At 71.0% G+C, this 14,448-nt stretch carries 13 protein-coding genes; 11 read left to right on the forward strand and 2 right to left on the reverse strand.

Annotation, left to right across the window (positions count from 1 at the left end; genetic code table 11):
* Positions 1-84: 84 nt before the first annotated feature.
* From ruvC to ACFCY7_RS26070, 8 genes are all read left to right on the forward strand, one after another.
* A complete protein-coding gene (gene ruvC / locus ACFCY7_RS26035) occupies positions 85-621 on the forward strand; it encodes a crossover junction endodeoxyribonuclease RuvC (protein WP_376488475.1) in 537 nt (178 codons plus the stop codon).
* On the forward strand, positions 618-1,250 hold the full coding sequence (gene ruvA, locus ACFCY7_RS26040; RefSeq protein WP_376488476.1) for a Holliday junction branch migration protein RuvA: 633 nt from the start codon (positions 618-620) through the stop codon (positions 1,248-1,250). The genes ruvC and ruvA overlap by 4 nt, the downstream gene beginning before the upstream one ends.
* 53 nt (positions 1,251-1,303) lie before the next feature.
* On the forward strand, positions 1,304-2,392 hold the full coding sequence (gene ruvB / locus ACFCY7_RS26045; RefSeq protein ID WP_376488477.1) for a Holliday junction branch migration DNA helicase RuvB: 1,089 nt from the start codon (positions 1,304-1,306) through the stop codon (positions 2,390-2,392).
* Between the two features lie 165 nt (positions 2,393-2,557).
* A complete protein-coding gene (yajC, locus tag ACFCY7_RS26050; protein ID WP_376488478.1) occupies positions 2,558-3,028 on the forward strand; it encodes a preprotein translocase subunit YajC in 471 nt (156 codons plus the stop codon).
* A gap of 144 nt (positions 3,029-3,172) precedes the next feature.
* Positions 3,173-4,927, forward strand: a complete 1,755-nt coding sequence (gene secD / locus ACFCY7_RS26055; protein ID WP_376488479.1) for a protein translocase subunit SecD — start codon at positions 3,173-3,175, stop codon at positions 4,925-4,927.
* A gap of 1 nt (position 4,928) precedes the next feature.
* Positions 4,929-6,005 (forward strand): protein translocase subunit SecF, encoded by a 1,077-nt coding sequence (gene secF, locus ACFCY7_RS26060; protein WP_376488480.1) that lies wholly within the window; start codon positions 4,929-4,931, stop codon positions 6,003-6,005.
* A complete protein-coding gene (locus ACFCY7_RS26065) occupies positions 6,002-6,553 on the forward strand; it encodes an adenine phosphoribosyltransferase (RefSeq protein ID WP_376488481.1) in 552 nt (183 codons plus the stop codon). The genes secF and ACFCY7_RS26065 overlap by 4 nt, the downstream gene beginning before the upstream one ends.
* Positions 6,554-6,761: 208 nt before the next feature.
* Complete coding sequence (locus ACFCY7_RS26070) at positions 6,762-9,245, forward strand: RelA/SpoT family protein (RefSeq protein ID WP_376488482.1); 2,484 nt, start codon at positions 6,762-6,764, stop codon at positions 9,243-9,245.
* A 67-nt stretch (positions 9,246-9,312) separates the two neighbouring features.
* Here ACFCY7_RS26070 and ACFCY7_RS26075 read toward each other — a convergent pair whose 3' ends face one another.
* Positions 9,313-10,542, reverse strand: coding sequence for a DUF349 domain-containing protein (locus tag ACFCY7_RS26075; RefSeq protein WP_376488483.1), 1,230 nt, complete (start codon positions 10,540-10,542; stop codon positions 9,313-9,315).
* A gap of 197 nt (positions 10,543-10,739) precedes the next feature.
* Positions 10,740-11,537, reverse strand: coding sequence for a peptidylprolyl isomerase (locus ACFCY7_RS26080; protein ID WP_376488484.1), 798 nt, complete (start codon positions 11,535-11,537; stop codon positions 10,740-10,742).
* 164 nt (positions 11,538-11,701) lie between these two features.
* Here ACFCY7_RS26080 and ACFCY7_RS26085 point away from each other — a divergent pair, with 164 nt between their 5' ends.
* The 3 genes from ACFCY7_RS26085 (at position 11,702) to ACFCY7_RS26095 (ending at position 14,445) form a co-directional block, all read left to right on the forward strand.
* On the forward strand, positions 11,702-12,409 hold the full coding sequence (locus ACFCY7_RS26085) for an MBL fold metallo-hydrolase (RefSeq protein ID WP_030316256.1): 708 nt from the start codon (positions 11,702-11,704) through the stop codon (positions 12,407-12,409).
* Positions 12,410-12,417: 8 nt separating this feature from the next.
* A complete protein-coding gene (hisS, locus tag ACFCY7_RS26090; protein WP_376488485.1) occupies positions 12,418-13,680 on the forward strand; it encodes a histidine--tRNA ligase in 1,263 nt (420 codons plus the stop codon).
* A 141-nt stretch (positions 13,681-13,821) separates the two neighbouring features.
* Entirely contained in the window at positions 13,822-14,445 is a 624-nt protein-coding gene (locus ACFCY7_RS26095; protein WP_376488486.1) for a vitamin K epoxide reductase family protein, read from the forward strand.
* The last annotated feature ends 3 nt before the right edge of the window (positions 14,446-14,448 follow it).

A 14,448-nucleotide genomic window follows, 5' to 3' on the forward strand; every position in this document is an offset into this window, starting at 1 on the left:
GGACACATCCCGTCGGCCCGCTGCGTTGTCAGTGCCACCCGATAGCCTGCACAAACAGACTTGCGATCAGGGAGGAGGGGCACCGTGCGCGTACTCGGGGTGGACCCCGGTCTCACCCGGTGCGGCGTCGGCGTCGTCGAGGGCGTCGCCGGACGGCCCCTGACCATGCTCGGCGTCGGTGTGGTGCGGACGGCCGCGGACGCGGACATCGGCGTGCGGCTCGTCGGCATCGAGCGCGGCATCGAGGAGTGGCTCGACCGCTTCTCGCCCGAACTGGTCGCCGTCGAGCGGGTGTTCAGCCAGCACAACGTCCGTACGGTGATGGGCACGGCCCAGGCCAGCGCGGTCGCCATGCTCTGCGCCTCGCGCCGCGGCATCCCCGTCGCCCTGCACACCCCCAGCGAGGTCAAGGCCGCCGTCACCGGCAGCGGGCGCGCCGACAAGGCCCAGGTCGGAGCCATGGTGACCCGCCTGCTCCGGCTCTCCGCCCCGCCCAAGCCGGCCGACGCCGCCGACGCGCTCGCCCTCGCCATCTGTCACATCTGGCGGGCCCCCGCACAGAACCGTCTCCAGCAGGCGGTCGCCCAGCAGGCGTCCGCAGTGAAAGGCCGAAACCGATGATCGCCTTCGTCAGCGGCCCGGTCGCCGCGCTCGCCCCCACCACCGCCGTGATCGAGGTCGGCGGCGTCGGCATGGCCGTCCAGTGCACGCCGAGCACCCTCTCCGCGCTGAGGATCGGCCAGGACGCCCGGCTCGCCACCTCCCTGGTCGTCCGCGAGGACTCCCTCACCCTGTACGGCTTCGCCGACGACGACGAGCGGCAGGTCTTCGAGCTGCTCCAGACCGCCAGCGGCGTCGGCCCCCGCCTCGCGCAGGCCATGCTCGGCGTGCACAGCCCCGACGCCCTGCGCATCGCGTTCTCCACCGGCGACGAGAAGGCCCTCACCGCCGTCCCCGGCATCGGCAAGAGGGGCGCGCAGAAGCTCCTCCTCGAACTCAAGGACAAGCTCGGCGCCCCGCTCGGCAGCAGCGGCCTGGTCGGCGCCCAGCGCGCCGCGGCCTCCAGCCCGGCGCCGTGGACCGAGCAGCTCTCCGCCGCGCTGATCGGCCTGGGCTACGCGAGCCGCGAGGCGGAGGAGGCCGTCAGCGCCGTCACCCCGCAGGCCGAGGCCGCCCTCGCCGAGACCGGCACCGCCCCCGTACCGCAGCTGCTCCGCGCGGCCCTGCAGACCCTCAACCGCACCCGCTGACCCACCCGTCCGCTGCCCCGCCGACCAGACCGTACGAACGAGAAGGCATCACCGTGAACTGGGACGACGACATCACCGCCGAGGCGTCCGAGGCCGAGGCGCGCATCGTCGGCGCCTCCGCCGAAGGGGACGACCAGGCCGTCGAGGCGGCCCTGCGCCCCAAGGACCTCAGCGAGTTCGTCGGCCAGGAGAAGGTCCGCCAGCAGCTCGACCTGGTCCTCAAGGCCGCCCGCCAGCGCGGTGCCACCGCCGACCACGTGCTGCTCTCCGGCGCACCCGGCCTCGGCAAGACCACCCTCTCGATGATCATCGCGGCCGAGATGAACGCCCCGATCCGCATCACCTCGGGCCCCGCCATCCAGCACGCCGGCGACCTCGCCGCGATCCTCTCCTCCCTCCAGGAGGGCGAGATCCTCTTCCTCGACGAGATCCACCGGATGTCCCGGCCCGCCGAGGAGATGCTCTACATGGCGATGGAGGACTTCCGCGTCGACGTCATCGTCGGCAAGGGCCCCGGCGCCACCGCCATCCCGCTGGAGCTCCCGCCCTTCACCCTGGTCGGCGCCACCACCAGGGCCGGACTCCTGCCGCCTCCGCTGCGCGACCGCTTCGGCTTCACCGGCCACATGGAGTTCTACGACCCGGGCGAGCTCCAGCGGGTGATCCACCGCTCCGCCGGACTCCTCGACGTCGAGATCGACCCGGCCGGCGCCGCCGAGATCGCCGGCCGCTCCCGCGGCACCCCCCGCATCGCCAACCGCCTGCTGCGCCGCGTCCGCGACTACGCGCAGGTCAAGGCCGACGGGTCGATCACCCGCGAGATCTCCGAGGCCGCCCTCAGCGTGTACGAGGTCGACGGCCGCGGCCTCGACCGCCTCGACCGCGCGGTCCTGGAGGCGCTGCTCAAGCTCTTCGGCGGCGGACCGGTCGGTCTGTCCACCCTCGCCGTCGCCGTGGGGGAGGAGCGCGAGACCGTCGAGGAGGTCGCCGAACCCTTCCTCGTACGGGAGGGACTACTGGCCCGTACGCCCCGTGGTCGGGTCGCCACACCCGCGGCCTGGGCCCACCTCGGACTGGTTCCGCCGCAGGCAGGCGGCCCGGGAGCACACGGAAGCGGACAACAGGGGCTCTTCGGGGCGTGACAGTGCCGACACTCGCCCGGACCGGAACCAGGGTGCGATGCTGGACGTTGTTCCATCGATGCGGACTCGCCTAGACTCCGCCGATGCCGCCCTTTCCGGTCGGCGCGCCCACCCCCGAAGATCAGGCCGCGGGTTCTCCGCGACCGTGCGAAGGAAACCCGTCCCGTGAGCATCGTGACCCTCCTCCCCTTCATCGTCCTCATCGGGGCCATGTTCCTGATGACCCGCTCTGCCAAGAAGAAGCAGCAGGCGGCGGCGCAGATGCGCAACGAGATGCAGCCCGGCACCGGCGTACGGACGATCGGGGGGATGTACGCCACCGTCAAGGAGATCGGCGACGAGACCGTCCTCCTCGAGGTCGCTCCCGGCGTGCACGCGGTCTACGCGAAGAACGCGATCGGCGCGGTCCTCGACGACGCCGAGTACAACCGCATCGTCCACGGCGACGAGGAGGAGTCCGACTCCGACACCGTCGTCCCGGACGACGCCTCCTCGCTGACCGAGGCCGCCGACGTCGAGGACACGGAGAAGGGCGACGCTCCGAAGGCCGATCTGACGAAGAAGTCGGACGCGGCCGAGGACGGCACCGAAGGCCAGAAGGACGGCAAGGCCGACGGCGAGACCGACGCGAAGTAGTCGCGGCCGGGGACCGCGCACCCGCCCACCGGCGAGCGCGGCCCCCGGAACGGTTCCACGTCTGCGGGGGCAGGTCCCCACACACACTTCGTGGCCGCCGCGCGCACACCCGGCGCGGGGCGGTTGGACAGGGAGATACGACAGGTGGCAGCACCGAAGAAGGGCCGAAGGCCGGCGGGGGGACAGAGCCGACCGGGCCGCGCCCTGGCAATCATCCTGATCGCCATGGTCGCGCTCACCGGCGGCATGTTCTGGTCGGGGCACACCACCCCGCGCCTCGGCATCGACCTCGCCGGCGGTACGTCGATCACGCTCAAGGCGAAGGCCGATCCCGGCCAGGAGTCGGCGGTCAACGAGACCAACATGAACACGGCGGTCGGCATCATCGAGCGCCGTGTCAACGGTCTGGGTGTCTCCGAGGCCGAGGTCCAGACGCAGGGCCGCGAGAACATCATCGTCAACATCCCTCGCGGGACGAACGAGAAGCAGGCCCGTGAGCAGGTCGGTACCACCGCCCAGCTCTACTTCCGGCCCGTTCTCGCCGTGACGAACGGCGCGCCGCAGGCGGCCCCGAGCGCCACGCCCTCGGGCTCCCCCTCGGCCAAGCCGTCGGCCTCCGCCACCGGCGCCACCGCGGGCGAGAAGAAGTCGGCGACCCCGACGGCCACCGCCTCCACCCAGGGCCGCGCGCTCACCGAGGCCCTCAAGGCCCCGAGCCCGACGCCCACCACCTCGGCCTCCGCGAAGCCGACGGCCACCGGGACCCCGCAGGCGACCCCGAAGCCCGACCCCGCCACCGCGGCGCTCGAGCAGAAGTTCACCGCCCTGAACTGCCTCGACCCCAAGCAGCGCACCGCCGCCGGCCAGGGCGTCAAGGCCGAGCAGCCCACCGTCGCCTGTGGCGAGGACGCCCCCGGCGTGTGGTCGAAGTACCTGCTCGGCCCGGCCGAGGTCGGAGGCCGTGACGTCGACGACGCCAAGGGCGTCCTCGACCAGCAGCGCGGCATGTGGATCGTGACCATGGACTTCACGGACGCGGGCGCGAAGAAGTTCCAGGCGATCACCAGCAAGCTGTCGGCGCAGACCGACCCGCAGAACCGCTTCGCGATCGTCCTGGACGGCGAGGTCGTCTCGGCCCCGTCGGTGCGCCAGACGCTGAGCGCCAGCGCGGAGATCTCCGGCAACTTCAACCAGCAGTCGGCCCAGGACCTCGGCAACATCCTGTCGTACGGTGCCCTGCCCCTGACGTTCGAGACGCAGAGCGTCGACACCGTCACCGCCGCCCTCGGCGGCGACCAGCTGGAGGCGGGCCTGATCGCGGGCGCCATCGGCCTCGCGCTGGTCATCATCTACCTGGTCGCCTACTACCGCGGCCTGTCGCTGATCGCCATCCTGAGCCTCGGCGTCTCGGCGCTCCTCACCTACGTGATCATGGCCCTGCTCGGCCCGGCCATCGGCTTCGCGCTGAACCTGCCGGCCGTCTGCGGCGCCATCGTCGCCATCGGCATCACCGCGGACTCGTTCATCGTGTACTTCGAGCGCATCCGCGACGAGCTCCGCGAGGGCCGCACGCTCCGCCCGGCCGTCGAGCGCGCCTGGCCGCGCGCCCGCCGCACCATCCTGGTCTCCGACTTCGTGTCGTTCCTGGCCGCGGCCGTGCTGTTCATCGTCACCGTCGGCAAGGTCCAGGGCTTCGCGTTCACGCTCGGCCTGACCACCCTGCTCGACATCGTCGTGGTGTTCCTCTTCACCAAGCCGGTCATGACGCTCCTGGCGCGGACCAAGTTCTTCGGCAACGGCCACCCGTGGTCCGGCCTGGACCCGAAGCGCCTCGGTGCCAAGCCGCCGCTGCGCCGCACCCGCCGTGCCCACGCCCCCGTCGACGCGAAGGAGGCGTGAGATGTCGAAGCTCGGAGATCTCGGCGCCCGGCTCCACCGCGGTGAGGTCGGTTACGACTTCATCGGCAACCGCAAGATCTGGTACGGCCTGTCCATCCTGATCACCATCACCGCCATCGTCGCCCTGGCCGTCCGCGGCCTCAACATGGGCATCGAGTTCCAGGGCGGTGCCGTCTTCACGACCCCGAAGACGGACGTCTCCGTCAGCCAGGCGCAGGAGTACGCGGAAGAGGCCTCCGGTCACGACGCGATCGTCCAGCAGCTCGGCAACGGCTCCCTGCGCATCCAGGTCGGCGGTCTCGACACCGCGAAGTCCGACCAGGTCCGCGCGGAGCTCGCCGAGGACCTGAAGGTCCCCGAGGACAAGATCGCGGCCGAGCTGGTCGGCCCCAGCTGGGGTGAGCAGATCGCCAACAAGGCCTGGACCGGCCTGGGGGTCTTCATGATCCTCGTGGTGATCTACCTGGCCATCGCCTTCGAGTGGAGAATGGCGGTCGCGGCACTGATCGCCCTCATCCACGACCTCACGATCACCGTCGGCATCTACTCGCTGGTCGGCTTCGAGGTCACCGTCGGTACGGTCATCGGTCTGCTGACGATCCTCGGTTACTCGCTGTACGACACGGTCGTGGTCTTCGACTCGCTCAAGGAGCAGACGAAGGACATCACCAAGCAGACCCGCTTCACCTACAGCGAGCTGGCCAACCGCTCGATCAACGGCACCCTGGTCCGTTCGATCAACACCACCGTCGTCGCGCTGCTGCCGGTCGCCGGCCTGCTCTTCATCGGTGGCGGCGTCCTCGGCGCCGGCATGCTCAACGACATCTCGCTGTCGCTGTTCGTGGGTCTCGCCGCCGGCGCGTACTCCTCGATCTTCATCGCCACCCCGCTCGTCGCCGACCTCAAGGAGCGCGAGCCGGCGATCAAGGCCCTGAAGAAGCGCATCCTGGCCAAGCGCGCGAGCGCCGCCGCCAAGGGCGAGTCGGCGGACGAGACGGACGCGCTGTCCGTCGAGGCCGAGACCGCCGTCGTCGGCCCCCGCGCGAGCCACCGGGGCACCCAGGAACGCCGAGGATGACCGCCGAGGCCCAGGACGTCACCGAGCTCCTGCTCAGCCGCATCCGCGACGTCCCCGACTACCCGAAGCCGGGCGTGCTGTTCAAGGACATCACGCCGCTGCTCGCGGACCCGGCGGCGTTCACGGCCCTCACCGACACCCTCGCCGGGCTGTGCACCGAGCACGGCGCGACGAAGATCGTCGGGCTCGAGGCGCGCGGCTTCATCCTGGCCGCCCCGGTGGCCGTCCGCGCGGGCCTGGGATTCATCCCCGTCCGCAAGGCCGGCAAGCTCCCCGGGGCCACGCTCAGCCAGGCGTACGAGCTGGAGTACGGCACCGCCGAGATCGAGGTGCACGCCGAGGACCTGGCCGCGGGCGACCGCGTCATGGTCATCGACGACGTCCTCGCCACCGGCGGCACGGCCGAGGCCTCGATCGAGCTCATCCGCCGCGCCGGCGCCGAGGTCGCGGGCGTCGCCGTCCTCATGGAGCTGAGCTTCCTGCCGGGCCGCGCCCGGCTGGAGCCGGCCCTGGGCGGCGCACCGCTCAAGGCACTGATCACGGTCTGACACCACGGCCCGTGCACGGGGGCGCTCCGGGGAATCCCCGGGGCGCCCCCGTCGTTTTCCCCTTTGACCCGGTACGGCGCCCGGTGCGCGCGTCGCGTCCCCGCCGGGGCCGCCGCCGACCCGGGTGCGTGCGCATCCGGACTCGTGGCTCGATACCATGGCCTTTCCGGGCCTGACCGGGGGACCCGGCACCGCACGAGGAGCGCTCTTGCCAGACGAGGCCCAGTCACTCTCCGCCGCGCAGCCCGACCCGAAAGCCGACAAGGCCGCGACGGGAACCGACGCGCCCCAGAACAAGCCCGCGGAGACCCGGCCCGCGCCGGAGGCGCCCACGCCGGCGCCCGCGCCGGCCCCGGCCTCGACTGCCCGGCCCGCACCGGCCGCCCCCGCCCGCTCGGGAGGCTCGTCCAACCGGGTCCGCGCCCGCCTCGCCCGCCTCGGCGTCCAGCGTTCCTCCCCGTACAACCCGGTCCTCGAACCGCTGCTGCGGATCGTCCGCTCCAACGACCCCAAGATCGAGACGGCGACCCTCCGCCAGGTCGAGCACGCCTACCAGGTCGCCGAGCGCTGGCACCGCGGCCAGAAGCGCAAGAGCGGCGACCCGTACATCACCCACCCGCTCGCCGTGACGACGATCCTCGCCGAGCTCGGCATGGACCCGGCGACCCTGATGGCCGGACTCCTGCACGACACCGTCGAGGACACCGAGTACGGCCTGGAGACCCTGCGCCGCGACTTCGGCGACCAGGTCGCGCTCCTCGTCGACGGCGTCACCAAGCTCGACAAGGTCAAGTTCGGCGAGGCCGCCCAGGCCGAGACCGTCCGCAAGATGGTCGTCGCCATGGCCAAGGACCCGCGCGTCCTGGTCATCAAGCTCGCCGACCGCCTGCACAACATGCGCACCATGCGCTACCTCAAGCGGGAGAAGCAGGAGAAGAAGGCCCGCGAGACCCTCGAGATCTACGCGCCCCTGGCCCACCGCCTGGGCATGAACACCATCAAGTGGGAGCTGGAGGACCTCGCCTTCGCGATCCTCTACCCCAAGATGTACGACGAGATCGTCCGGCTCGTCGCCGAGCGCGCTCCCAAGCGGGACGAGTACCTCGCCATAGTGACCGACGAGGTCCAGACCGACCTGCGCGCCGCCCGGATCAAGGCCACCGTCACCGGCCGCCCCAAGCACTACTACAGCGTCTACCAGAAGATGATCGTCCGCGGCCGTGACTTCGCGGAGATCTACGACCTGGTCGGCATCCGTGTCCTCGTCGACACGGTCAGGGACTGCTACGCCGCACTCGGCACCGTCCACGCGCGATGGAACCCGGTCCCCGGCCGGTTCAAGGACTACATCGCGATGCCGAAGTTCAACATGTACCAGTCGCTGCACACGACGGTCATCGGACCCAACGGCAAGCCCGTCGAACTCCAGATCCGCACCTTCGACATGCACCGCCGGGCCGAGTACGGCATCGCCGCGCACTGGAAGTACAAGCAGGAGGCCGTCGCCGGCGCCTCCAAGGTGCGCGCCGACGTGCCGAAGAGGACCGGCAAGGACGACCACCTCAACGACATGGCGTGGCTGCGCCAGCTCCTCGACTGGCAGAAGGAGACCGAGGACCCCAGCGAGTTCCTGGAGTCCCTGCGCTTCGACCTCTCCCGCAACGAGGTCTTCGTCTTCACCCCCAAGGGCGACGTCATCGCGCTGCCCGCGGGCGCCACCCCCGTCGACTTCTCGTACGCCGTCCACACCGAGGTCGGCCACCGCACCATAGGAGCGCGGGTCAACGGGCGGCTCGTGCCCCTCGAATCGACCCTCGACAACGGCGACCTGGTCGAGGTCTTCACCTCCAAGGCCGCCGGCGCCGGGCCCTCCCGCGACTGGCTGGGCTTCGTCAAGTCACCGCGCGCCCGCAACAAGATCCGCGCCTGGTTCTCCAAGGAGCGCCGCGACGAGGCCATCGAGCAGGGCAAGGACGCCATCGCGCGGGCCATGCGCAAGCAGAACCTGCCGATCCAGCGGATCCTGACCGGCGACTCCCTCGTCACCCTCGCCCACGAGCTGCGCTACAGCGACATCTCCTCGCTGTACGCGGCGATCGGCGAGGGCCACGTCACCGCCCAGTCCATCGTGCAGAAGCTGGTCCAGGCGCTCGGCGGCGAGGAGGCCGCCACCGAGGACATCGAGGAGGCGGCACCGCCCACCCGGGGCCGCTCCAAGCGCCGCTCCAACGCCGACCCCGGTGTCGTCGTCAAGGGCGTCGAGGACGTCTGGGTGAAGCTGGCCCGCTGCTGCACCCCCGTCCCCGGCGACCCGATCATCGGCTTCGTCACCCGCGGCAGCGGCGTGTCGGTCCACCGCAGCGACTGCGTGAACGTGGATTCGCTGTCCCGGGAGCCGGAGCGGATCCTGGAGGTCGAGTGGGCCCCGACCCAGTCGTCGGTCTTCCTCGTCGCCATCCAGGTCGAGGCGCTCGACCGGTCCCGGCTGCTCTCGGACGTCACCCGGGTCCTCTCGGACCAGCACGTCAACATCCTGTCGGCGGCCGTCCAGACCTCCCGCGACCGGGTGGCCACCTCCCGCTTCACCTTCGAGATGGGCGACCCGAAGCACCTCGGCCACGTCCTCAAGGCGGTGCGCGGCGTGGAGGGCGTGTACGACGTGTACCGCGTGACCAGCGCCCGGCGCCCGTAGCACGACCCACGAGGAAGGCCCCCGGCGCGCTGCCGGGGGCCTTCCTCGTACGCGAAGCGCTACGGCCTCAGCCGCCGAACTCCTCCAGGCCCTTCAGAGCCTGGTCGAGCAGGGCCTGACGGCCCTCGAGCTCGCGGGAGAGCTTGTCGGCCTTCGAGTCGTTGCCGGCGGCACGGGCCGCGTCGATCTGCTTGCGCAGCTTCTCGACGGCGTCCTGGAGCTGGCCGGTCAGACCCGCGGCACGCGCGCGTGCCTCCGGGTTCGTCCGGCGCCACTCGGCCTCCTCGGCCTCCTGGATCGCCCGCTCCACCGTGTGCATCCGGCCCTCGACCTTGGGACGGGCGTCACGCGGGACGTGGCCGATGGCCTCCCAGCGCTCGTTGAGGGAGCGGAAGGCCGCGCGCGCCGCCTTCAGGTCCGTCACCGGCACCAGCTTCTCGGCCTCGGTCGCGAGCTCCTCCTTCAGCTTGAGGTTCTCGGTCTGCTCCGCGTCCCGCTCGGCGAAGACCTCGCCGCGCGCCGCGAAGAAGACGTCCTGGGCGCCGCGGAAGCGGTTCCACAGGTCGTCCTCGTGCTCGCGCTGGGCGCGGCCGGCCGCCTTCCACTCCGTCATCAGGTCGCGGTAGCGGGCCGCCGTGGTGCCCCAGTCGGTGGAGTTCGACAGCGACTCCGCCTCGGCGACCAGACGCTCCTTCGCCTTGCGGGCGTCCTCGCGCTGGGCGTCCAGGGAGGCGAAGTGCGCCTTGCGGCGCTTCGAGAACGCCGAGCGGGCGTGCGAGAAGCGGTGCCACAGCTCGTCGTCGGACTTGCGGTCGAGCCGGGGGAGGCCCTTCCAGGTGTCCACGAGCGCCCGCAGCCGCTCGCCGGCCGAACGCCACTGCTCGCTCTGGGCCAGCTCCTCGGCCTCCGTGACGAGCTTCTCCTTGGCGGAGCGGGCCTCGTCGGTCTGCTTCGCCTTCTGGGCCTTGCGCTCCTCGCGGCGCGAGTCGACCGACTCGACGAGCTTGTCCAGCCGGGCGCCGAGCGCGGCCAGGTCGCCGACGGCGTGGTGCTCGTCGACCTGCTGCCGGATGTGCTCGATCGCCGCGGTGGCGTCCTTCGCCGAGAGGTCGGTGGTCCTCACGCGCTTCTCGAGGAGGCCGATCTCGACCACCAGGCCCTCGTACTTGCGCTCGAAGTAGGCCAGGGCCTCCTCAGGGGTGCCGGCCTGCCACGATCCGACGACCTTCTCGCCCTCGGCCGTCCGCACGTACACGGTGCCCGTCTCGTCGACGCGGCCCCACGGGTCGCTGCTCACAGCGCCTCCTCACCATGATGCCGTCGCGGGGTCGTACCCCCCGGGCATCGTCCACAGTTTCCCGGCGGGCCTCGCCCGCCTTCCGCAGCGCGCCCGAAGGCCCACGCTGCACAACGCCAATCTAGGCGAACCGCGGCCCGGCTGTCCGCACTCAGCGCGACCGAGATTCGAGGGTCGCGCGGGTGCGGACGTCCGGGTCACTTCTTGGCGACGGTCGCCTTCTCGATGGTGACGGCCTTCTTCGGAGCGCCGTCCGAGGCGCCGCCGTCGACACCGGCCGCGGCCACGTCCTGGACCGCCTTGAGGCCGGCCGTGTCGATCTTGCCGAACGGGGTGTACGTCGGGGGCAGCTTGGTGTCCTTGTACACGAGGAAGAACTGCGAGCCGCCGGTGCCCGGCTGACCCGTGTTGGCCATGGCCACGGTGCCGGCCGGGAAGGTCACCGTGCCGTCCGCGCCCGCCTTGCCGAGGGCGCCCAGGTTCTCGTCCGGGATGGTGTAGCCGGGGCCGCCGGTGCCGTCCCCCTTGGGGTCGCCGCACTGGAGCACGAAGATGCCCTGGGTGGTGAGCCGGTGGCACTTGGTCCCGTCGAAGTACTTCTTGTCCGCGAGGTGCGCGAAGGAGTTCACCGTGCGCGGGGTCTTCGCCGCGTCCATGGTGATCGTGATGTCGCCCTCGTTCGTCTTCAGGGACATCGCGTACGTGGCCTTACCGTCCACGGTCAGCTTCGGCTCCGGGCTCGCCGCCTCGCTCTTCGTGGGCGTGGGCGCGGCCGTGGTCGGCGTGTCGCCCGCCGCGTCGTCCTTGCCCTTGTCGGGGCCCGTCAGCGCCACGGAGGCGTACACGGCGCCGCCCGCCGCCAGCACCACCGCGAGGCCGGCCGCGATGACGGTGTTGCGGCGCTTCGCCTTGCGCCGGTTCTCCTCCCGCCGCTGCTGCTGCCGCGCGTACTTCTCCCTGGCAAGCTGCCGCCGTCGCTGATCGCTGGTGACCACCGGTTCCGCTCCTTGTCGTTCGTCTGTTCCCGTCCGGGCCGGATGTGCCCGTACCGTATACGGGTTGGCTGTGGAACCGGCACCGCCGGTAGGCTCTGATCTGCCGCATTCCGTGTTTTCCGCGAGTTCCGCGCCCCCGTGCCGGACGACATCTAAGGACGAACGTGCTGATTGCCGGGTTCCCCGCCGGGGCCTGGGGGACCAATTGCTATCTGGTCGCCCCCGCCGCAGGCGAGGAGTGCGTGATCATCGACCCCGGCCACCAGGCCGCCCAGGGTGTCGAGGAGACGCTGAAGAAGCATCGGCTCAAGCCCGTCGCCGTCGTCCTCACCCATGGACACATCGACCACGTCGCCTCCGTCGTCCCGGTGTGCGGCGCCCATGACGTCCCCGCGTGGATCCACCCGTCCGACCGCTACATGATGAGCGACCCGGAGAAGGCCCTCGGCCGCTCCATCGGGATGCCCCTCATGGGCGAGTTGACCGTGGGAGAGCCCGACGACGTGCGCGAGCTCACCGACGGCGCCGAGCTGAAGCTCGCCGGTCTGGACTTCTCCGTCGCCCACGCGCCCGGTCATACCAAGGGGTCGGTGACCTTCAGGATGCCCGAGACCACGGAGATCCCGTCCGTGTTCTTCTCGGGGGACCTGCTGTTCGCCGGCTCCATCGGACGCACCGACCTTCCCGGCGGTGACATGGACGAGATGCTCGCTTCGCTGGCCCGTGTGTGCCTGCCGCTCGACAACTCGACCGTGGTGCTGTCGGGACACGGTCCCCAGACGACCATCGGCCAGGAGCGCGCCACCAACCCCTATCTGCGGGACGTGGCGGCCGGCCTCGGGAGCACGGACGCTCCCCGACGAGGAATGTGACGACTTTCGTGAGCACCTTCAAGGCCCCCAAGGGCACGTACGACCTGCTGCCGCCCCGCTCCGCGACCTTCCTCGCGGTGCGCGAGGCGATCGCCACGCCGCTGCGGAACTCCGGCTACGGCTACGTCGAGACCCCCGGTTTCGAGGACGTGAAGCTCTTCTCCCGCGGTGTCGGCGAGTCCACCGACATCGTGACCAAGGAGATGTACACCCTCACGACCAAGGGCAACGACGAGCTGGCGCTGCGCCCCGAGGGCACCGCGTCCGTCCTGCGCGCGGCCCTCCAGGGCAACCTGCACAAGCTCGGCAACCTGCCCGTCAAGCTCTGGTACTCCGGCTCGTACTACCGCTACGAGCGGGCCCAGGCCGGCCGTTACCGCCACTTCTCGCAGGTCGGCGCCGAGGCGATCGGTGCCGAGGACCCGGCGCTCGACGCCGAGCTGATCATCCTGGCCGACCAGGCGTACCGCTCGCTCGGCCTGCGGAACTTCCGCATCCTGCTGAACTCGCTCGGCGACAAGGAGTGCCGCCCCGTCTACCGGGAGGCCCTGCAGGCCTTCCTGCGCGGGCTCGACCTGGACGAGGAGACCCTGCGCCGCGCCGAGATCAACCCGCTGCGCGTCCTCGACGACAAGCGCGAGGCCGTGCAGAAGCAGCTGACCGACGCGCCGCTGCTGCGCGACTACCTGTGCGACGCGTGCAAGGCGTACCACGAGGAGGTGCGCGCCCTGATCACCGCGGCGGGCGTCGTCTTCGAGGACGACGCCAAGCTGGTCCGCGGCCTGGACTACTACACCCGCACCACCTTCGAGTTCGTCCACGGCGGTCTCGGCTCGCAGTCGGCGGTCGGCGGCGGCGGTCGCTACGACGGCCTCTCCGAGATGATCGGCGGCCCCGCGCTGCCGTCGGTGGGCTGGGCGCTCGGCGTGGACCGCACGGTCCTCGCGCTGGAGGCCGAGGGCGTCGAGCTCGACATCCCCGCCGCCACCAGCGTCTTCGCCGTCGCCATCGGCGACGAGGCGCGCCGGCTGCTCTTCGGCAAGGTCACCGAGCTCCGCCGGCAGGGCGTCGCCGCGGACTTCTCCTTCGGCGGCAAGGGCCTCAAGGGCGCCATGAAGGACGCCAACCGCTCGGGCGCCCGCCTCGCCGTCGTCGCCGGTGAGCGCGACCTCGCCGAGGGCGTCGTCCAGCTCAAGGACATGGAGTCCGGCGAGCAGCAGGCCGTCCCCGTGGACGGTCTCGTGGACGCGGTGCGGGCCAAGCTGGCCTGACCGGCCGTACTCCGCACGGAAGGGGCCCGGACCTGACACGGTCCGGGCCCCTTCCTTATGCCCAGCGAACGGTGCGGAGCCGTACAGGTGTTGCAGAATGACCATGCCCACGAGGCCCGCGAGCAAAGGGAAACGAGCGACATGACGAAGGCAGCGGTGGACGAGACCGCGTCCGGCCGGGACGGCGGAACGATCGGGGCGAGCCGGGCCTTCGCCTGGCTCCTCGTGATCACCGGAGCGGCCGGACTGCTCGCCGCCTGGGTCATCACGATCGACAAGATCAAGCTCCTTGAGGACCCCGACTTCACTCCGGGGTGCAGCCTCAACCCGATCGTCTCCTGCGGCAACATCATGAAGAGCGAGCAGGCCTCGGTCTTCGGCTTCCCCAACCCGATGCTCGGCCTCGTCACCTACGCCATGGTGATCGCGATCGGCGTGGCCCTGCTCGCCGGCGCCCGCTACCGCCGCTGGTACTGGCTGGGCCTCAACGCCGGCACCCTGTTCGGCGTCGGCTTCTGCACCTGGCTCATGTACCAGTCGCTGTACGAGATCAACTCGCTCTGCCTCTGGTGCTGCCTGGCCTGGGTCGCCACCATCGTCATGTTCTGGTACGTGACCTCGCACAACGTCCGCCGCGGCGTCATCCCCGCCCCGAGCGGCGTGAGGACCTTCTTCGACGAGTTCACCTGGGTCCTGCCCGTCCTCCACATCGGGATCATCGGCATGCTGATCCTCACGCGCTGGTGGGACTTCTGGACGAGCTGACGG

It is taken from the genome of Streptomyces sp. NPDC056361, assembly GCF_042262805.1.
Lineage (GTDB): Bacteria > Actinomycetota > Actinomycetes > Streptomycetales > Streptomycetaceae > Streptomyces.

Excerpts from the sequence above, each read along its gene's own strand:
- secF (WP_376488480.1), top strand. The coding sequence starts at position 4,929 with ATGTCGAAGCTCGGAGATCTCGGCGCCCGGCTCCACCGCGGTGAGGTC.
- ACFCY7_RS26065 (WP_376488481.1), top strand. The coding sequence starts at position 6,002 with ATGACCGCCGAGGCCCAGGACGTCACCGAGCTCCTGCTCAGCCGCATC.
- ruvA (WP_376488476.1), top strand. The coding sequence starts at position 618 with ATGATCGCCTTCGTCAGCGGCCCGGTCGCCGCGCTCGCCCCCACCACC.
- ACFCY7_RS26095 (WP_376488486.1), top strand. The coding sequence starts at position 13,822 with ATGACGAAGGCAGCGGTGGACGAGACCGCGTCCGGCCGGGACGGCGGA.